18 protein-coding genes and 1 pseudogene are annotated in these 19,798 nt (G+C 60.5%); 9 read left to right on the forward strand and 10 right to left on the reverse strand.

The genetic code is table 11. The features are described 5' to 3' along the window. Positions 1 to 824, reverse strand: an 824-nt coding sequence (locus tag LH128_RS00945; protein WP_037516938.1) for a mannose-1-phosphate guanylyltransferase, incomplete at its 3' end; no start/stop codon positions are given. A gap of 227 nt (positions 825 to 1,051) precedes the next feature. Between LH128_RS00945 and otsB the strand changes: the two genes are divergently transcribed. The 5 genes from otsB to LH128_RS31105 all read left to right on the forward strand — a co-directional run bounded on the left by otsB (position 1,052) and on the right by LH128_RS31105 (position 6,623). After that, positions 1,052 to 1,876, forward strand: a complete 825-nt coding sequence (otsB, locus tag LH128_RS00950) for a trehalose-phosphatase (protein ID WP_008827691.1) — start codon at positions 1,052 to 1,054, stop codon at positions 1,874 to 1,876. Beyond that, positions 1,873 to 3,687, forward strand: coding sequence for a glycoside hydrolase family 15 protein (locus LH128_RS00955; protein ID WP_008827692.1), 1,815 nt, complete (start codon positions 1,873 to 1,875; stop codon positions 3,685 to 3,687). Before otsB ends, LH128_RS00955 begins: the two co-directional genes overlap by 4 nt. Before the next feature lie 89 nt (positions 3,688 to 3,776). Then, the gene (otsA, locus tag LH128_RS00960; protein WP_008827693.1) at positions 3,777 to 5,267 is read left to right on the forward strand and encodes an alpha,alpha-trehalose-phosphate synthase (UDP-forming); all 1,491 of its coding nucleotides are present in this window, start codon (positions 3,777 to 3,779) and stop codon (positions 5,265 to 5,267) included. Positions 5,268 to 5,815: 548 nt separating this feature from the next. Beyond that, positions 5,816 to 6,157, forward strand: coding sequence for a transcriptional regulator domain-containing protein (locus LH128_RS34930; protein ID WP_442800349.1), 342 nt, complete (start codon positions 5,816 to 5,818; stop codon positions 6,155 to 6,157). After that, on the forward strand, positions 6,078 to 6,623 hold the full coding sequence (locus LH128_RS31105) for a DNA -binding domain-containing protein (RefSeq protein ID WP_008827694.1): 546 nt from the start codon (positions 6,078 to 6,080) through the stop codon (positions 6,621 to 6,623). Before LH128_RS34930 ends, LH128_RS31105 begins: the two co-directional genes overlap by 80 nt. Here the strand turns inward: LH128_RS31105 and LH128_RS00970 are convergent. Then, entirely contained in the window at positions 6,620 to 7,129 is a 510-nt protein-coding gene (locus LH128_RS00970; protein WP_008827695.1) for a helix-turn-helix domain-containing protein, read from the reverse strand. The two genes, LH128_RS31105 and LH128_RS00970, sit on opposite strands and share 4 nt — an antisense overlap. A 422-nt stretch (positions 7,130 to 7,551) precedes the next feature. On the opposite strand from LH128_RS00970, the gene LH128_RS31720 reads away from it, so the two are divergent. The 4 genes from LH128_RS31720 (at position 7,552) to LH128_RS00985 (ending at position 10,992) form a co-directional block, all read left to right on the forward strand. Then, positions 7,552 to 8,160 carry a GntR family transcriptional regulator gene (locus tag LH128_RS31720; protein ID WP_327195012.1) on the forward strand — a complete coding sequence of 203 codons (609 nt, stop codon included), beginning with the start codon at positions 7,552 to 7,554 and terminating at the stop codon, positions 8,158 to 8,160. A gap of 231 nt (positions 8,161 to 8,391) precedes the next feature. Beyond that, positions 8,392 to 8,523 carry a benenodin family lasso peptide gene (locus LH128_RS32935; protein WP_162177395.1) on the forward strand — a complete coding sequence of 44 codons (132 nt, stop codon included), beginning with the start codon at positions 8,392 to 8,394 and terminating at the stop codon, positions 8,521 to 8,523. A 61-nt stretch (positions 8,524 to 8,584) separates the two neighbouring features. Next, entirely contained in the window at positions 8,585 to 9,271 is a 687-nt protein-coding gene (locus tag LH128_RS31115) for a lasso peptide biosynthesis B2 protein (RefSeq protein ID WP_172704858.1), read from the forward strand. Further along, positions 9,250 to 10,992 carry an asparagine synthase-related protein gene (locus LH128_RS00985; RefSeq protein WP_083910024.1) on the forward strand — a complete coding sequence of 581 codons (1,743 nt, stop codon included), beginning with the start codon at positions 9,250 to 9,252 and terminating at the stop codon, positions 10,990 to 10,992. The genes LH128_RS31115 and LH128_RS00985 overlap by 22 nt, the downstream gene beginning before the upstream one ends. 37 nt (positions 10,993 to 11,029) lie before the next feature. Here the strand turns inward: LH128_RS00985 and LH128_RS00990 are convergent, their stop codons facing one another. The 8 genes and pseudogenes from LH128_RS00990 to LH128_RS32940 all read right to left on the reverse strand — a co-directional run. Next, a complete protein-coding gene (locus LH128_RS00990; protein WP_327195011.1) occupies positions 11,030 to 13,093 on the reverse strand; it encodes an Atxe2 family lasso peptide isopeptidase in 2,064 nt (687 codons plus the stop codon). Between the two features lie 35 nt (positions 13,094 to 13,128). Then, positions 13,129 to 15,852 carry a TonB-dependent receptor domain-containing protein gene (locus LH128_RS00995; RefSeq protein ID WP_083910025.1) on the reverse strand — a complete coding sequence of 908 codons (2,724 nt, stop codon included), beginning with the start codon at positions 15,850 to 15,852 and terminating at the stop codon, positions 13,129 to 13,131. Between the two features lie 106 nt (positions 15,853 to 15,958). After that, positions 15,959 to 16,960, reverse strand: coding sequence for a FecR family protein (locus LH128_RS31120; RefSeq protein WP_008827701.1), 1,002 nt, complete (start codon positions 16,958 to 16,960; stop codon positions 15,959 to 15,961). Between the two features lie 10 nt (positions 16,961 to 16,970). Further along, positions 16,971 to 17,504, reverse strand: coding sequence for an RNA polymerase sigma factor (locus tag LH128_RS01005; RefSeq protein WP_008827702.1), 534 nt, complete (start codon positions 17,502 to 17,504; stop codon positions 16,971 to 16,973). Positions 17,505 to 17,997: 493 nt separating this feature from the next. Further along, positions 17,998 to 18,984, reverse strand: coding sequence for a HEPN domain-containing protein (locus LH128_RS01010; RefSeq protein WP_008827703.1), 987 nt, complete (start codon positions 18,982 to 18,984; stop codon positions 17,998 to 18,000). Further along, positions 18,978 to 19,247: a type II toxin-antitoxin system RelE/ParE family toxin gene (locus LH128_RS34935; protein WP_442800350.1), complete on the reverse strand. Its 270-nt coding sequence runs from the start codon at positions 19,245 to 19,247 to the stop codon at positions 18,978 to 18,980. Before LH128_RS34935 ends, LH128_RS01010 begins: the two co-directional genes overlap by 7 nt. 172 nt (positions 19,248 to 19,419) lie before the next feature. After that, the gene (locus LH128_RS01015) at positions 19,420 to 19,605 is read right to left on the reverse strand and encodes a hypothetical protein (protein ID WP_008827705.1); all 186 of its coding nucleotides are present in this window, start codon (positions 19,603 to 19,605) and stop codon (positions 19,420 to 19,422) included. A gap of 72 nt (positions 19,606 to 19,677) precedes the next feature. Next, positions 19,678 to 19,798 (reverse strand): annotated as a pseudogene (locus tag LH128_RS32940) (IS5/IS1182 family transposase); the annotation flags it as partial.

Raw genomic sequence — 19,798 nt, forward strand, 5'->3', positions numbered from 1 at the left:
AGCGCCTGCCAGTTGCCGATGTCGGACCAGTCCATGTCGGCGGGCACCATCGCCGCGCGGGTGGTGTTCTCCATCACCGCGTAATCGACCGAGACACTTGGCACTTCGGCAAAGGTTGCCGCGTCCGGATGGAAGCGCTGGCCATCCTCGGCGCCCTTCGCCACCGCATCGGCGACGCTGGCGGCAACGTTCGGCCGATGCGCGGTCAGTTCGGCAAGGAAATCCTTCACCCGGAACGCGAAGATGCCGCCGTTCCAGGCGTAGATTCCCTCGGCAAGGAAAGCCTTGGCGCGCTCCAGATCCGGCTTCTCGACGAACTGCGCGGTGCGGAAACCGCCGTGCTCGGGGATCGCATCGCCGCGCTTGAGATAACCGAAGCCGGTCTCGGGCGCCGTCGCCTCGATGCCGAAGGACACCAGCCATCCCTGCTCCGCCAGCTTCGCCGCAGACGCCGCGGCAACGGCGAAAGCCTCGGTATTGCCGATGTGGTGGTCGCTCGGACACACGAGCATGACCGCGTCTTCGGGCAGACGGCAGGCGGCGAGCGCAATGGCGGCTGCGGTGTTGCGCGCCGAAGGCTCGACGATGACCTGCGCCCCCTCGACCGCGCCCAATTGCGCCTCGACATGGGCGAGGTGCTTGTGGCCGGTCACCACGACCGGGGCCGCAAAGCCTCCGGAACCCGGGCAGCGGGCCAGCGCCGCTTCGAACAGGGTGCTGTCGCCGACCAGCGGCAGGAACGGTTTGGGCATCGCGGCCCGGCTGCGTGGCCACAGGCGCGTGCCGCTACCGCCGCAGAGAATTACCGGTACGATTATGGACATGGCCGAACGGTGACTCACGGATGCAGAATACTCTGGGAAAACCGGTAATAGCCGGAGCGTGCTGCGATGCAACAGTGCACAACTAAATACCTCTGCTCCGTCAGATTGGACGGGAACACAAAGGCGGCTCGTTGGTTGACCGGTGACCAATTGCGGCGCAGCATGTGATTGAACCATCTGGCAGCCCTTCAAGAAGGGCATGAACTTGGTGCAAGGCTGAAATATAGATGATCAAATCGAGCGACGGCCCGTCACAGGCGGCGCATCGAGCCTCCCTTTTTACCAATGATACTGTTCTCGGCCCGCCGCCTCGCCTCAGGCTTTCGCAATCGACGGCACTTTTCCTCGATTTCGACGGAACCCTGGTCGAAATCGCCGATCACCCGGACGACGTCGTCGTTTCGGAATTCCTGCCTGCGCTTCTCGTGCAGCTTTCCCGTAAGCTCGACGGCCGTCTGGCGATCGTAACCGGCCGGTCTATCGCTGCCCTCGAGGCTTTGCTGGGGCCGATCAGCCTGGCTATCGCAGGATCGCACGGCGGCGAATTCCGGCCCGCGGCAAATGCCGAGATCGAGCCCCTCGCCGCCCCGCTGCCCGGCGCAGTTGTTGACGAGCTCAACCGCTTCGCCCAGGCAAGCGGCGGACTTCTTGTTGAACCCAAGCCATTCAGCGCGGCAATCCATTACCGCCATCATCCTGAAGTGCTGCCTGATCTTCGTGCCTGCACAGAAAACCTGGCTGCCAAATTCGGCCTGGCCATCAAGCACGGCAAAAAGGTGATCGAAGTGACGATGCCCGGGTCGGACAAAGGTTCGGCCGTAGAGCGCTTCATGGCCCTTCCGGCGTTCGATGGCGCCATCCCGATCTTCATAGGAGACGACGTGACCGACGAGGACGCATTTGCGGCCGTGCGCCGGTACGATGGCGAGGGCGTGCTGGTTGGCGCCCCTCGACCCACCGCAGCTACTTCTCGCCTCGACGGCGTCGCCGAAGTGCACAGATGGCTGGAAGCCGGCCTCGAGGCCGTTCATAAAGGAGATTTCCGCCCATGACGTCGCCCGTACCGACTTCGCTGGAACTCTGGCCGATCGGCAACTGCCAGGTCAGCGCTCTCATCAACGAGTCCGGCGCCATCGTCTGGGGCTGTGTCCCGCGCGTCGACGGAGATCCCACTTTCTGTGCCCTGCTTCGCGGAGACGGGGGGCAGGATGCTGGCACCTGGCGCTTCGAGCTGGAGAACCAAGTCTCGGTCCAGCAACACTATCTGCGCAATACACCCATACTCGTGACCCGGCTTGAAGACGCGAGCGGAGGGGCGGTGGAAATCTACGATTTCGCGCCCCGCTTCGAACGATCTGGCCGGATGTACCGCCCGGTTGCCTTCGCGCGCATCGTCCGGCCCGTATCCGGAGCCCCGCGCATTCGCACGATCCTCACGCCGATGAGCGGTTATGGCGCGAAACTCGCCCCGATCACGCAGGGTTCGAACCACATTCGTTATCTGGTGGAGCGCAATTCCCTGCGCCTGACCACTGATGCGCCGGTCGGCTACGTGCTCGACGAGCGTTGGTTCCGCCTGGAAAAGCCGCTGCACTTCTTCCTTGGCCCGGATGAGCCGTTTTCTGGCAACATCGAGCACGATCTTGAGGCGATGCTCCAGCGGACCGGCAATTACTGGCGCCTGTGGGTGCGCGGTCTTGCCACCCCGCTCGACTGGCAGGATGCGGTGATCCGCGCAGCCATCACGCTCAAGCTGTGCCAGCACGAGGAAACCGGCGCGATCGTCGCGGCCTTGACGACCTCCATCCCCGAAGCGCCGGGCAGCCAGCGGAACTGGGACTACCGGTATTGCTGGATACGCGATGCCTACTACACCGTTCAGGCCCTCAACCATCTTGGTGCCCTGGACGTCCTTGAGAAGTACCTAGCCTATCTGCGCAACATCGTTGCCGATGCACCTGACGGGGTCGTCCAGCCTCTCTATGCGGTCAGCGGGGCCAAGGAGATCATCGAATGGGAGGCTGCCGATCTGCCGGGGTACCGCAACACCGGCCCGGTACGCGTCGGGAACGCAGCCTATTACCAAGTGCAGAACGACTGCTACGGCCAGATCGTGCTGCCTTCGATCCAGGGATTCCTCGACCAGCGCCTGCTGCGCATCGCCAACGAGGACGATTTCCGCAGTCTCGAGCAGGTCGGCGAAATGGCATGGAAAACCCACGATATGCCCGATGCCGGGCTGTGGGAATTGCGCACCCGAACTGCGGTCCACACCTATTCCAGCGTCATGAGCTGGGCCGCGTGCGACCGCCTGTCCAACGCCGCGCAGTATCTCGGTCTGGACGAGCGCGCTGCCTTCTGGCGCGACCGGGCGGACACCATACGTGCAAACATTGATGCGGGTGCTTGGCACGAAGTGGAAGGTCATGACGCAGGCGGGCATTATGCGGCCAGTTTCGGCGGGTCGCAACTCGACGCAAGCCTGCTACAGATGGTGGAACTGCGCTATCTGCCGCCGGAAGATCCCCGGTTTCGCGCAACCCTGAAGGCCGTTCAGAAGGCGTTGCGCCGAGGCGAGCACATGCTTCGCTATGACAGCGAAGACGATTTCGGGCTTCCCGAGACAGCTTTCAACATCTGCACCTTCTGGTTGATCGAGGCGCTTCACCGCAGCGGAGAGGATGAGGAGGCCCGGCGCCTCTTCGAAGCGATGCTGGCTCACCGCACGCGCTCCGGCCTCTTGTCCGAGGATATGGATTTCGAAACCTCAGAGCTTTGGGGGAACTTTCCCCAAACCTACTCGCTGGTAGGTATCATAAATTGCGCCGGGCAATTGTCCCGGTCGTGGCGGGACTGGCGTTAACGCGCACAAACTACCCGCAGCTGCTGCGAGCCCTCAAGCGTTCGATGGGAACGTGTGAAAGGTGCGACGCGTAATACGAAGGACAGAACATGGGCCGATTGATCGTCATCTCGAACCGCGTAAGCGTGCCAAGCGCCGCAGGCGCGGCGGGGGCGCAAGGTGGTCTTGCTGTCGCCTTGAATTCGGCGCTTCGCGAACATGGCGGCATCTGGTTTGGCTGGTCCGGTCAGGAAACAGAGGAATTTACGGGCCACCTCGATATGCAACGCAATGAGGGCGTGACAACAGCGACAATCGACCTCGAAGCACAAGATGTGGAAGAGTACTATAACGGATACGCCAACAGAACTCTTTGGCCGTTATTTCACTACCGAATTGATCTAACAGAATATGATCGCAATTTCGGTGAAGGTTACGAGCGCGTCAATGAGCGATTTGCGGATTCGGTCTACCCTTTGATCGCCGACGATGATCTCGTCTGGGTGCATGACTACCATCTGCTTCCGTTGGGCTCAATCTTGCGCCGCAAGGGCATCAAGAACCGCATCGGCCTGTTCCTGCACACCCCGTGGCCGCCAACCCGGCTTTTGGCGTCGCTGCCCTTCCATGAGCGCCTCGTCGCATCGATGCTCGAATACGACGTGATTGGCCTGCAAACGACCGAATGGCTCGAAAGCTTCCTTCATTATGTCCAGAAGGAAATGGGTCTGACGGTCAACCTCGACAATTCAATCGACTATCAAGGCCGCCGCGTGATCGCCCGCGCTTTTCCGATAGGGATCGACTACGCCGAATTCTCGGAAGCGGCGAAGAGCGACGTTGCCAAGGAAGCGCACCAGCGGCTCAGGGATAGCGTCAGGGGCCGGAAAATTCTTATCGGCGTGGATAGACTGGACTACTCCAAGGGGCTGGGTGAGCGCTTCGAAAGCTTCAGCCGTTTTCTTTCCGATCACCCCGATATGGCGGGCAAGGCAGTCCTTCTCCAGATCGCGCCGCCAAGTCGGGGCGACGTTGAAAGCTATCAGCAGATTCGCGAGGACCTCGAGCGAAAGACAGGGCACATCAATGGCGCTCACGCCAATGTCGATTTCGTACCCATCCGGTACGTTAACCGGGGCTATCCCCGGGCTGAACTTGCAGGGTTCTATCGCGCGGCAAATGTCGGGTTGGTGACTCCACTGCGCGACGGCATGAACCTTGTGGCAAAGGAATACGTGGCAGCCCAGGATCCAGAGGATCCCGGCGTGCTGATCCTTTCACAGTTTGCCGGCGCGGCCACCCAACTCAAGGACGCCCTGCTGGTCAACCCGCACTCGGTGGAACATGTCGCCGAGACGATCAGCCGCGCCTTGGATATGCCGTTGAAGGAACGTAAGCGCCGGCATGCCGCGCTGCTCGCTTCCGTGAAGGAAATGGACGTCCTGCACTGGCTGAAGCAGTACGTTCTTGCATTGTCCGGCGTGGAAAAGGGCAGCAGTGCGCTTAAGTCGGACGGCGGACCGAGTGCCGCTGACCCAGAACTCGCCGCGCAGGAGGAATCGGCCAAGTTAGGTGCCACCGAGATAGCCGGCAGTCATTAACCTGACACCGAGGAGGCATGCCTCGTCGGCCAAGGGTGTGACTGACAAACTGCTACGCCCGCGCGCGACACGGGTGAGAGAAGGCGTCGTTGACCTATTAGTGAGGGTCAATGGGGCGGGCTCTTTCCAAAAGCCTGCTCGAAGGCGGCGCCCTTCTACACCGCACTGGAGATGAGCACACGTTGTCTCAGAGCCGCGTTGATATCGAGTGGCATTGCCGCTAGGGCTGGCAGCGCGGGTGCCGCGAGATAGGGGCGCGCCACTGGCCGGGGGTTATCGGCTGCAGGCCCATTCCGAAGCAGCGGACCCTTACTCGTTGAGGTGTTCCACCACCCGCCCCCTTCCCGAATCGCCTGGCCTGCGAAAAAGCTGCGGGAAACGCGTCGGCATCAGGTGGGCGGACCGCGAGATTTCCGCGAAGGCGCGAAGCCAAGTTGCGTTTCATGGGGTTCTGACCGCAAAATATCGCCAATTTGCAGTGGTTTAAACGAAGTGTCACGAAGCATCAGTGTCCATTGGCTGTCTCACAGATCCATGGAGCACCGCCAATGGCATGTCTTGCTTTGTCTGAACCTCACCCCCAGATCGTTGCGCGCGCTCTGCCTGATCCAGCGCTTCTTTCTGACCCCCGCGCCTTTGCCTGGGAAGTTCTAAGGCGCCGGGGCGACTATTGCGCGGCCGTGCCTGCCAACAGGCGGGTCGGCATTCGCGATGGCAAAATCGAGGTGATTGTCGCCGTCACGGCCACGCCGCAATGGGGCTTGCGCTTTCGAGGAAACCCCAGAGCTGAATGCCGCCAACGCTCGGCTGATGTGGGATCACAAACTGGATCCCCTGACGATAAGGGCGACGGCACGTGCATGTTCGGCGCAAAGTGCGGACGCGTTTGACATCCATCGCAGCCAACTTGGCGTCACGGTACTGAAAGATCGGGCCGGCGAGGAAGCGCTAATCGGCTATGGCCGCAATGCCGTCCGGCTGAGCATTCACGAGGGCTCGCTGCTCGATGGGCCGGTTTGCCTGACATACCATCTGTCAGGAAGGGAGCATTTCGCTCGCCGGATATTGGCGCTGCGCCAACTCGACGCGATTATGCGGTTAGGCCGCGTTACAGCCGGTGTTTCCACGCCAGCGTCTAACCCGAGCCGTCCCATTATGCTGCTACGAACGCTTAACGCGCTGGCCAGTCATTCCTCGGCACATTTAATCGCGTGCTCGCTGTTCGGCGAAGAGGTCGTCGCGCGCGATTGGGGCCACCCATCCGACTACCTGAGGATGCAAACTCGGCGGCTCATCAGCCGCGCCCGGCGTCTAGCTGCCGGAGGCTATGTCATGCTGCTGCGCGGTATCCACTAAGCGCGTTTCTTGCGCAGGCCGCGAACGCTGAGATTTCCGAGTGAAATCGAATTTCCCTGGCGCCCTTCAAAGAAGCGGCTGAGCGTCGTCTCGTTTTCCCGCAGCTTGGCCCCAAGATCCTTGAACACGCGTTCAAAGCCGCCAATCAAATTCGGCGGCTCCAGCAAGGCTATATCCCTACCGTGCTCCTCGAAGAAGGTTTCAAGGAGCATCATCATGATATAAACGAGCTTTGTGTCCGCGCAGGCGACCGCAAATTCGGAAGAGCGAAACGGCACCGAAAAAAGGATCGCAAAGGGATCGCTGTCGGTGGCCTCCGCGAATTCGCATATGCGGGCAATATCCAGTCGGCTGCGTCCCGCCTCGAAATTTTCATAGCTACGCAGCGCCATGCCCATGCGCTGGGCCACTTCGGCCGTACGCAGACCACGCTCGCGTCGAATTTTGCGAAAGGCCGCGGCAAGGGTGTCTCCACCATTTGCAAACCGAGCCGACACCGAATCCATCTGCAGCCCCTTTCTTCCCGAGACTGGTCGCTTGACCGGACTACCGCCAGAGGGCCGAGCCTACCGTAAACGCCCTTTGCGGCAAGTCGATTCTCGGAAGAAGGCAACTGCAATTAACGACAGGTCGAATCAGTAGGCATTCAAGCGTGGAAAACGGCGCAAGAATTTGGTGCGTAACCCGCACGATTTCTACGGATCGCACCACCTTTCTTTGGATGCAGACTGATTCGCTACTCTTGAAAGGCGGTGAGAAATCGCACTTTGCTCGACGCTTAGCCGTTAGCCTGCCTTACCCTGTCAACCCACTGATGACAGAGGAAGGCTATGACCAGCGTGCATCTCGAGTTCAACCACTTCCCCCACATGCAGCAAGGTCCGAGGATGGTGGACAACATCGCCGGCGCGAGCATGGCCTGCTTGGTATGAATAGATTGGGGCCAGCAACCAGGCGCGCGTACGACGCGATCCGGCACCGGCTTGCCCACCTTGAAGTGCGACCAGGTGGCCGAATCGAACCTCTCATGGTGGCCGATGAGCTGAGCATCAGCGTGACACCAGTGCGAGATGCATTGCACATTCTGGCAGGCGAGCACCTCGTCGAGCTCCGCCATGGCGACGGCTACTTCGCCTTCCCTATGGAAGAAGCCGATTTGCGCGAGCTTTACGATTGGAACCAAGAGTTGGTTCTTTCGGCGCTGCGCCGGCGCACACTGTCCGGCATAGCGCTGCCAGAAGAAGACTATGATTACAGTGTCCAGGCCGTTGAAAGGATATTTACCGCTATTGCCCGCGCCTCATCCAGTCTGATCCACGCGGAGGCAATGCGCTGGACAAACGCGCGGCTCGGCGCCGCGCGGCATATCGAAATGACCTATGAATTGAGCGGTCGAGAAGAGCTGTCGGCGATCCACGCGGCGGCTTCGTCGCAGGATTTAGCAGGACTGCGGCGTCTGCTTGCGACCTACCATACCTCTCGTAAGCGCATGGCCAGAACTGTTATCAAAGCAATGCGCACTCAAGCTGAAATCTAAGCAAATCCCGCCGAAAGGCCCCTCCATTTAGCCAATATATGCCTATCAACACATCCAAGTTCCCAAAAATGGCCGTCTTGGAGAATTAATTTTCAGCATTTTGCGCTTTTTATTTATGAAGACATTTTTACTTCCGCATATATTCGTTGCATATTTTCCATATATCCTTCTTCCCAACAACTCTCAGGGTCATAATTCCGCTGCTGCATGTCGCAGCAACGGAGAAATGTCATGGAGCATGTAGAAGAAGATACCATGGTCGAGCTTGGTGCGGTGAGCACCGAGACCAAGGGTGGCCAAGTCGGGATCAATGATTTCGAGCGAGGTCTTCAGCTCACCGGCAGCGGTCTCACGGACGACTGACCATAAGACGCGCGTGCCCCTTTTGAAGGGGCACGCGCCCTTTTCGGGGATGCACGGAATCATGCGAGTACGTGAAGGTCTCTTCTGGTGCATCTGCGCGGACCGCGCCGTCTTCCTTGATATTGAACAGGATCAGTACTTCACACTTCCCCATGCCTTGCAGGGCGCGTTCCAGAGTTGGGCCGCGGGTGGCGATCCTGGCGAAGCCGCACTGCAGCGCCTTTTGCGTTGCAACATCCTGGCTTCCGGCCCGGGAGAGTGTGATCCCCACCCGCTTTCGCTTGTGCCGATCCGGCGCGACTATGGCGCTCGCACCGGATCCAGCTCAGCACCCACGGCGCGGGGGAACCTGCTGGAGGTTGCGAGGGCCGCACTGGCTCAGCATCGCGCCGAGACTGCGTTGCGACGTTTTCCCTTGGCACAGGTTCTGGCGGACCTGCCCAAGGCCCCCTCCCGCCTGGCCTCGCTTTCGCGAGATGTTGTCGATGGTCAGCGAATCGGCGCAGCCTTTGCCACGACAGCACAAATGATGCGCTCTGCAGACAAATGCCTGCCTCGGGCGCTCGCAGCCTGGCGCTTGTGTGTGAGGCGAGGACTTCGCCCCGTTTTGGCGTTCGGCGTCCGCATGGATCCTTTCGCGGCGCACTGCTGGATTCAACTCGGCGACGCCGTCGTCGTTGGTGACCTCGAACAAGTTCGCCTGTTCACGCCGATCATGTCTGTCGCATGCGACCACGTTACCTCCTGAGTATCGCGCACGGCGGCGCGCATACCCCCTCTGCGGATCGCCTGGCGGAGCTGACAGGTCTGGACGTAATCCACCAAGAGCACCCTCTGGTGGCGCTCGCTAATCCGGCGGCGTTGACACCTTTTCCGACCAAAGGCGGCGTCGTTCTAGGCACCCTCTTCCGTCGCAATGACCGTGAAAAGCGTGACGACTGCTCCCAGCCGTTCGATGCAATGCCACCGATCAGCACCGAAAGCGATCTGCTTACGCGATTCTGGGGCGGCTATGTCTCGGCAAAAACCGACGGCACTTGCTCAAGCGTAATGCGCGACCCGTCCGGCGCACTTCCATGTTATTTCAGGCGTACGGCGAGCACCACCTTCATGGCCTCGGACATCGATCTGCTCCTCGCAATCGACACTGTACGCCCCGCGATCGACTGGCCGGCACTCGCTCGTTTTCTGTATTGGGATGGCCTGCCAACTGCAGAAACCGTATTGGACGGTATCAGCGAATTGCTTCCGGGTTTTGCTCTCAGGCTCGAAGGCGATAGCGCGGCGCTTACCGCAAAATGGTCCCCATGGGCCTTCACCACGCCTGTTGCGGGAAGGCCCATTGCCATCGCCGCCGACCGACTGCGGCAGACTGTTCAAGACTGCGTAGCGGCATGGGCTTCGCTCTATCCTCGTGCCTTGGTTAGTATATCGGGCGGGCTGGATTCGTCCATCGTCGCGGCCTGCCTTGCCACGCCAGGCGTTTCCGCCACATGCGTCACAATGTTCACGGACGATCCGATGGGAGACGAGCGCGCGTATGCCCGGTCCTTGTGCAGCCACTTGGGGCTTGGACTGACCGAGCAGCGTTTTGAAATGGCGGGGATTGATCCGGTCCGCGCGCTTGGCGACCACCTGCCAAGACCCATCGGCCGCGCCCAGGAACAGGCTTACGAGGCTGCCCACGTCGCGGCCGCGACGCAAGCGGGCGCCGCATCATTCTTCAACGGCAACGGCGGCGACAACGTCTTTGCCTATTCCCAATCTGCCGCCGCGATCGCTGACCGAGCACTCCATGAAGGATTGTCCCCTGGTCTTTTCTCCACCATCCAAGATGTCTGCAGGCAGACGCAGAGCGGTGTCTTTCCGGCGCTGCGTGCGGCATTGCGCCTCACCCTCCGACCACCTTCCTATCGCTGGCGCCCTACTCCCGCTCTGCTTGAGCCGAGCCTCTGTGCCGCTTTGGCGGTGCAGCCCGCCGCGCACCCGTGGCTTGTTGCGCCTTCTGGGGCGCTTCCGGGCAAGGCGGCACATATCGCGGCCCTCCTTCGTCCGCAGTTAAGCCTGGAGCCGGATCGCAGTCGCCACCTTCCGGTCATCACCCCTCTGCTATCCCAGCCGATTGTCGAGGAATCACTCGCGATTCCCAGCTGGCAGTGGCGCCATGGCGGCCATGATCGGGCTGTAGCCCGCGAGGCCTTCGCCACTGCTCTACCGGCGCAGATCATCGCCCGACGATCAAAGGGGAGCCCCGATCCGTTCTGCAACGCCATTATCCGAGAGCATCATAGCCTTATCGAGCGACGCCTTCTCGATGGGCACCTCGCGCAGCAAGGTCTCATCGACCGACTGGCAATTGAGAAATGCCTTCGCCGCGAGTGCATGATGGACGCTGAACGCAATGTCCGCCTCCTCCAACTGCTCAACGTAGAAGCCTGGGTCACGGCCAAGCTCGGCGAAGGATCCTGAGGCGGATCCGGGACAACAGGGAATCGCCTCTGGAATTTCACGAATTTCCTGCCGACAGCTGGTCGCGACGCAGTGCCTCCCAATGGCTGAGTTCCCTAGGCCGAGCGTATGCCGCAGGGCGCGCGTCCTTGAGCCAGTAATCGAACCAGTCGAGCGAGCGCTGGTACTGGGCCAGACGGTGAGCGGGTTGCCACTTGATGTGATGCTCGCCTGGGAACACGAACATGTCGATCGGCACCTTTGCCTCGCGCAGCGCCGTATACGTAACGAGCGCGCTACTGTACTCGTCGTCCGACAATTGCAGCAGGATTGGGGTGCGGATCCGGTCGGCGTTGTACGACAGCGCGATCTGACGCCAGAAATCCTCGGCCTGCGTGCTGCGATCCGTCAGCTTAGGGTAGCCATAGAAGTAAAAACTCTTTGCAGCCCCGGGCCCACCCCTTGCGGTCATTGTGGGATCATAACAACACTGGCTCATGGCCGCAGCTGAAAAGAGCGTGCTATGCAGCAGCGCGAACATGACCGTCGAAGCGCCATCGCTCAGACCGGTGATGCCGACACGCTTGGGGTCAGCTATACCCCGCGCGATCGCCAGGCGGACGCCCTGCTCGACTGAAGAGAGGACGCTGCGGCGATCCGCGAAATCCTTGAGGTTGATTCGATCGGCTTCGGCGAAGTCCGTGGTCCGGGACAAGCCGATCGATGCGGGTTTGCTTACGCTGAGTACGGCGTAGCCCCGATTGGCGAAGGCCTGGATGGGATAGTCGTCGCCTGTCCCTCCTCGCAGAAACCCCCGTGTATGATACTGCACCACCACCATCGGATAGTGCTCGCCAGGCTGATAGCCCACCGGCAGGACAAGATCCGCGATCGAAGGCAGGCCATAAGCATTGGTAAGATGCAGCCGCTCGGCTTTTCCGAGCGACAGGCCCGCAAACTCCGGGTTGGGATCGAACAGGACCTGTCGATGGCCGGTTCGCGGATCAAGTCGTTCAAGTCGGCGCGGGATGAGAGAGCTTTCGCGAAGGCAGATCAACCCATCGCCATCGGGCACACAGTCGACCAGCACGTCGTCAGTGACATAGATCCTTCGCGGGCTTCCATGGCCAGGCCGCCACTGGTAAATCGCGGTTGAACCGTCAGCCCAGCCCTCCCGCCGCACAAACCGGACGTAGCCTTGCCTGGTCCACCAGGGACGACGAACACCTGCGCACACTGCATCTGGGCATGCGAGCGATCGACCGTCGGCAAAATCCACTGTCAGACGTCCCAGCTGCTGCCAGTATGTCGGTGCTGACGTATCGAGCCACGCCCGGTTGCCACGCGTATTGCTCGCTTCTTTCCAGGTCCCTTCATGCGGGCCTCCCGCCTCCAGACCTGCGCGCTCCTCGTTTGTGGCCGGGCGCAGCGCACCGGACGACAGGTCCATGAACCAGACGATGCGCGGCGTCGGGGCCGGCGGGAAAGGCCGCGGGCTGGAACCCGGTGCAAAGCGTTCATCATAATGGAAACCTGTCAGCCCCTCATCGTCGATAGCCTGGTTCGCCTCACGCAAAGACGCGACGGAAAAGACGAGGCGGTTGCCGTCCCCCGCCAAGTAAAAATCCTCAACATCGTCATCACTGCGCGTGATTGGCGCGCTGCGGCTTCCATCGGCGTTGGCTCGCCACACTTGCGTGACCGGTCCCTCACGCTTGAGATAGGCAAACCATCGTCCGTCAGGCGACCAGCGCGGCGTGATGACTTTGGCAATCCCCGTCGGCGAACCCGCTTGCGCCCTCAGATCCAGCGTCGTGCGGATGAATTCCCCACCGCGATCGACAATACGCACGGGCTGGCTGCCTGTCACATCCGCCACCACCATGGCGAGACAATAGGCGTTGCCCTGCGGGTTGGCGCGCCGCAGCTGGAACGCGAGATGCTTGCCATCGGGCGACAAGGCCAGGATACGGCGGTCCTCGCTGGGGGTATCGACAGGCCCGATGTCACGCAGGCGGGCCAGATCCTCGGCAATCAGCGCACGGCGAACCGCATTTCCCGACTCCGGCAGCAAATCTGCGCAGTCCTGGCTATCCGCGGCGTGCACCGGCCAGGACAGCAAGGCCGTAGCCAAGGCACAGAGAGCATGGCTCATCCTTACCATGATTTGGTCACCGCCAGGCTGACGAACCGACCGATCGAGGACTGATTGGTCGAATCGAAAGGAATTGCCGCAGGATCGGTCGTCCTGATCACGTCTGGCTTCTCGTTCAGGATATTGAGCGCGGAGACGCGCAGGTCGACATTGCGAAGCAATCCTGCCTGCGCAGTGCTGCGAAAACCGGCACTGAGATCAAGCGTCGTGAAGGCACCGATCGCCGCGGGGACGACAAAACGGTTGTCGACAACACCGCCGGCGTAGTTCAGCGACGCAGCGACCTGAGTATTGGCCCGCTCCCAGTTCAGCCCGCCCCGCACCCGCCAATGCGGCGGAGTGAAGATTACGCCGGATCGCTCCAACGGTGCCTGTCCGGCGCTCAGTTTGCGGTCGGCATCAAGGTAGCTGGCTGCGGCTGTGAGCGTAAAGGTATCCCCTTCACCCAATGCGGCTCGGTAGAGGGCCGAGATATCGAGCCCACGGGCGCGTTCGCGCGCGGTGTTGCGCAGGCTGGTGTCGATGATCGCTCCAACGCCCGCAGGGTCGAACGGGCCGCCACTTTGATTGCTCAGCCCTTCGGGCAAGCCTGCGATTATCGCCTCGATCTGCTGCGCCGAGGGATTGAAAGTGATGAAATCGGCGAAGGCCGGATTGCCGAGCGAAGACAGCACCGATGTCACCGGCGAGGCGATCCGCTGACGGTAATCGACATCGAAATAGGTGGCCGTTATCTCAAGGTCCGGGATGAAGCTGGGGCGAAGTTCGAAGGTAGCCGTCCAGGTTGTTGCACGCTCGGCGCGCAGATCCGGATTGCCGCCGCCCAGCAAGAGAACCGTCGCCCCTGCAGGCAAGCCAGGGCTTGGCTGGGGCGCAAACAGGCTCGCAGGCAGCAGGCTGCCTGCCTGAACCTGATTGATCTGATTGAGAGTCGGAATCTTGAACGATCGCCCCCAACTGGCCTTGAGGGTAACGTCGCGGTGAGGAGCATAGACGATCCCGAACTTGGGGGTCGCGACTTCGTCGATGCCCTCATACCGCTCGTAACGCACCGCCGCGCTGAGATGGAGATCGTAAAAGCCGCTCGAGCGATTCGCCGACCCGACGACTGGTACAGCAAGCTCGCCGTAAGCGAAGAGACTGTTGCGTTTTTCGCGCGCATCGCGGGTCGTCACCGAGGCGCCGCCGACAATTTGGCTGACGTCAATATCGAGCCCGAACTTGCGGTAGCCTGCGCCGATTGCGAGGCGCGCGTCTCCGCCGGGAAGGCGTACCAGCGGTCCTTCCGCGCTACCCTCGATATTGGTCAGGTGGTTCTCGTAAGTAAGGCGCCCGGGCGAATCCACGCCAGCGGTAAAGCGATGCGATAGAATGTCCGTTTTGCTTACCGAGCGCGTGAATTCCAAAGACGCGGTCCACTGCGACGGTAGCTCGATCCGCACGACGGGCGTGAGGGCCCACGTGCGCACGCGGGGACGATTGACCAGTCCGTCGCTGTAGGCGTCCCGGGTCACAAAGAATGCCGTTGCCTTGCGCGAGCGGCGATCGGCGAACTGGGCGTCTATCTCGAAGGTCACGCCTTCAGCCAGTCTCTGATGCCCTGCGACAACGGCGCTGAACTGGGAATTTTGCAACAGCAGCATCTGCGATTCGTCGAGATGACGGGTGTAGCTTCGATCCACTGCGGTGATGGGCGTCGAGTGAGTATAGTCGGCAGCCACCATCACACCGCCGGAATTCCACCGGGCGCCGGTCACGCCGGTATACTGCTGCTGGCTGTTACCGCCGTCGGTGGAAGCCCCATAGCGGGCGCTGACTTGCGCACCGGAATAGTCGCGGCGCAGGAGGATGTTGGCGACGCCGCCTACCGCATCGGACCCATAGAGCGCCGAGGCGCCGTCGGCGACCACTTCGACCCGCTCAATGGCAGCGAGGGGAATCGTCGAGATATCGATACCCTGATTGAGCGCATCGTAAGCCAGGCGATGGCCGTTGATCAGAGTCAGCGTGGCGTCAGGGCCAAGTCCCCGCAAGTTAAGCGTCGCCGAGTTGTTGAGATTGTTCTGCCCGCCCTGGTCCCCGCCTCCGGCAACACCCGGGTTCTGTCCGCCAGTGAAATTCTGCAGGAGGATCCGTGAAAATCCCGCCATATCGGTGATGCCAGCGTCCTCCAGCGCCTGACGAGTGGCCGTCGTGCGCGGCGACGGACTGGCCGCGCCGCGAATGCGGGTCCCTGTCACTACGATCTCTTCATCGCGCGCAGTCATCGGATCTGGCGCGGATCGTTCACTTCCTACGCCTGACGCCGCAATCGAATCGGGAATTGGTGCGGCTGTCTGCGACGCGGCATCAGCCTCTCCTGACACGGTCAAGGCACCGCTACCCGGGCGTGTGCCGTACCGCTCCAGCACGATGACGCGTTCGTTGACCTGTCGAATGTGGAGGCCCGTGCCCTTGATGAGACGGTCGAGCGCGACACGGGCGGGAAGCTTCTCGCGCACCGCCGCCGCCATCCGCCCAGCCACATTTTCGGGAGCATAGATCAGTTGCAGGCCCGATTGCCCGGCAAAAGCCGTCAATGCGGCCTGCAGCGATCCGCCAGGAATATTGAAAGCGATGGCTTCCGATCGCGGTTCCCGGGCCTGCACTGATCCATTTGCGAGCAAAGCACACGACAGCGCGGCATAGGTAGCCGCTCCATAGAGAAGTGAAAGAGATCCCCTCATTTTCATAGCCATATCCCATTGATACGCATCTGCAGTGCAAGGGCAAAGCACCCGGGATCTGCATCAGCATTGTTTGGGAATAAGACGTGCGGGGAGTGCAGTAACCCTAACGGGATTGATTATTTTCTTTTTGCGTACTGGACCACGCTGATAGACGGATGCGTCCTGCCTTGTCGAAAGTCTGCTCCACCGGCAACAGAGCAGAGACTGCGTCCGCGAAGCTCTCGCTATCGCCAGCTTCGAAGGAACCGCTGATGCGGCGGGTGCCCAGTTGCGGTGTGCCTAGAACGATCTGCCTGCCGCGATGGCGATTGATTTCGGCGACAGCATCAGCAAGCGGCGCATTGTCGAAGATGATGCGCCCCTGGGTCCAAGCGGTGACGGCCTCTGCGTTCACGCGCTCCAGCGTGGCCGCACCTGCTGATGATCGCCATTGCTCGCCGGGACTTAAGCGGATGGTTCTTCCGTCGGCAGCGCGGACCAGAACGCTGCCCTCGATCAGGGTCACGAAGATCGTCTTCGCACGAAGTGCGACATCGAAACGGGTTCCGGTGGCTGTCACGGTGACCCCGCCCGCGTTCACCGTAAACGGCCGCGCCCTGTTGTGCGCCACCTGAAACACCGCCTCGCCGCTGCGCAGTTCCAGTTGCCTGGCCTCGGCGGTGTAATTAACGCGCACGGCTGTCTCAAAATTGAGATTGAGGCGTGATCCATCTGCGAGCGCGATCATCCGCTGTTCGCCTCGAGATGTGCTGAACGTCTCCCCTTTCGTGCTTAACGCACTTATCCCGGCAAAGACCAGGAGCAGCCCGGCACAACCGATGGCGAAGACGGCCAGAGCGCGCGGTGTTCGAGGCGCGCGTCGCCGAGATTGGGTGCGCGCCTCGGCCTGTTCAATGGCGCGCAGAATTGCCGGGCGTTCGCCCACCGTGGCCGCCATCGACCAGAGCCGTTCGGCATCCTCGAAGGCCTTGGCATTGTCCGGATCACGATGCCACACGAAGAAGTCGTTGAGCGTACCTTGGGATACCGGAACTGTCTTGAGGCGGGCAAACCACCGCGCCGCATCCTCGCCCCGTTGCCGCGCCGCGAAATCCTCCTCGTCCATCCCCTGCCGCCTAGCCCCGCAATCTATGGGCGCATAGCTCAATAGCCCTGCCAATCCGCCATTCGACGGTTTTCACCGAGATTCCAAGCTGTACCGAGATGTCTCGATTCGTCATCGAGCGAAACCGGCTCAATATGAATACATCACGGATGCTTTCGGGCAAATCGAGAATTGCCCGCTCGAGTTCCACTTTGCCTTCTTGCTCCGCCATCGCGGAAGGATCGATGCTGTCGCGGCGACTGTCGAAGACCAGACGCAGATGGCTACTGCGCACGTGCTCGCGGCGCCGCCGATCGCGAAACAGGTTGACCGCGACGCGCGAAAGAAATGCGCGGGGATGCTCGACATCGCTGAGCGAGGTGCGGATGATCCGCAACCAGGTGTCCTGAACGATATCGTCCGCTTCCGCAGGCTGGATCCGCAAGGTGCGCACGAGAAAGCCGTGAAGCCACATCGAGTGCGACGAATGCCACGCCTCAAGTGCGCGGGCGTCGAGAGCATCGCCCACCAACTCTTTCGGGGCATCGGCATTGGGATCGGCCATGGGCCTGCTCCTGCATCTTCTCAAAACGAGAGGCGGCAGCCATTCCGGCTGTGCGGAACACCCATGCAGGGGAAAATGCGCGGCAACTGCCACGGCACTGTTCAGTCCCGGCTTTTGACAGCCGGATTGGCCTCTCACCCGTCAAGGCTGGAAAGGCGGCTCGCTGCATAGGGGGTTCCACGCCCCTACCGCTGACTCCCAGCGGCCCCACAAAAGTGTCGCAAGCGGCCACGCCTGGCAAGGGGGAAGTGACCACATGGCCGTCGATCAGCGGCTGGGAGGATGGGGGATGAGTGGGGCCGGTGTGGAACGGCCCATGCGAAAGCTCACTATTTGGCCGGGCACGCATAGGTGCTGCTATCCCCACCCCACACGAAGCCCGGTCGATTCGGCGATCCGCTTGCAATGCTTAGCACAGATTATAAACCGGGCAGTCGTCAGGTACTGCAACACCGCGAATTCGTCGATGCAGAGGGGCTACGCGAGGCAGAGCCTATAACGCGGCGGTGTCAGGGCCGCCCAGCCTTGCAATCCGCTCTTCGCAGATGATGCGTGTCAACTCCTGCAATTCCACAACACGGTCAGTGATCCAGTCGAGTTCCTCATTACTGATCCTATAATGGTCTGAGTAGCGCGATTTGACGTAAGCGGCCCTAAGCAGTTCGTAACAGCGCCGCCCGAACTTCGTGTCGGTTTTCCAAACACCTATTAGGCGCTCATCCTGCTGCTCGGCTCGTTTTGAAAGGAAGTTGAGGTTGTGGGACTTGGGTGAATACGATGTGAGCACGAGCATGATACAGTAGTAAGCTCGTTCCATGGCTTGATGGAGATTGAAGGCCGCCTCGTTGCGCCATTCAGATTTAGCGACATGATCGTCCTGCTCTTTTTCTTCTTTCCGTTGAAGTTCAGCGGTCCGCATCGAGCGGCCGACCTTTTTGAACTCGCGCCGGAAATAGATTTCTGCTTCTTCTTGCGCTTCCTGCTTGCTAAGAAGCCCAGCCTTTTCAAACGGAAGGTCAGGCTCTTCGAACAACACAATGCCCTCGCGAACGAGGTCAACCCAGAAATTGCGACCGCGCCGAAGCTGATGGTTTACATCGTCCAACGTGTGAATGATCAGCGAAAGCGGTTGTGGCCAGCCACGTTCCGTTAGCATGTCAACAACCCGATCTTCTGCTTTACTCCAGTATTTGGAAGCGTCGGTCAATTCCTCCTTATCGACAACTACAAGTAAGTCATAGTCAGAAAAGTATCGACCAACGGGGTCAACGACTTGCTTGCCCTTTGCGTAAGAGCCAAACAGAATAATCTTCAGAAGCCGCCCGGCGTTGTGGCGCTCAATCTTGCAACCTGTTGTCGCTTGAACGAACTCCTCACGCAAGATCTGCGTGGCTCGCTCGATATCATGCTGCGCGCGACGTGGCAGCTTTTCAATACGGAACCGAACGTTACTCACGGGCTTGACGATCTCCTCTACCACATTTGCGGCAACGGTTTGCGTTCCTTTCGACGCGCGGCAATCCTAACGTCCTCAAATGAGGGCCACCGCCTGCTAGTGTGCAGCACGCGTAGGATAAGAACAGCCGTTTCCTCGACCCGATAGACGAGAATGAATGGAGTGTCTTGAATTTGCAATTCTCGGGCACCAGGACAACGCCCTGTTCCGACCGACGTCGGGGTTCTTGCCAACCAAACTGCTCGCAACACCGATCGCGTCACCGATGCGGATTGCGGCATCAACATCGTATTTTGCCAAGAAGTCAATTTGCTTCAGCCGATCGTCGCGAGCGCGTGGCGTCCAGTAAACAGGCAAGGGTTCACTCGCCATTTCTTGAAAGCTCCTCTCTTAGTCTACCCCGATCTGCACCGACAGATTCATCGGCAAGCCACGTAAATGATTTTCCATCGGCGTCGTTCATTGTGTCGACGATCTGCTGAAGCGTCCAATTCTCATGCGCATCAGCCTCACGGTATTCATCAACGTGCGCCTCATTAGGCCTTGGAGGATTTCCACCGCCGTCACGCCCTGCTTTTCAGCCATGATGACGAACGCCTCCTTTAGCGACTGGTCAACGCAGAAGGTGCAAGTGACATTGCTCATCTACGATTTCACTCCACTGCAACACGGTTATCTAGTGTAACACAAGGTTTAAGTGCCTGACTCGGAAGTTTTTCAACCGTAGCAATACCTTGCAGTTCTGCGGGTAAGCATGCGGATAGAAGCTATCGTCGCCCATGCCGTAGAGGATGCGATGGTGGTTTCCCAGTCCTTGGCAAGGCGGCGGCATCGGCCA

This window comes from Sphingomonas sp. LH128, from assembly GCF_000293195.2.
Taxonomy (GTDB): Bacteria; Pseudomonadota; Alphaproteobacteria; order Sphingomonadales; family Sphingomonadaceae; genus Novosphingobium; species Novosphingobium resinovorum_A.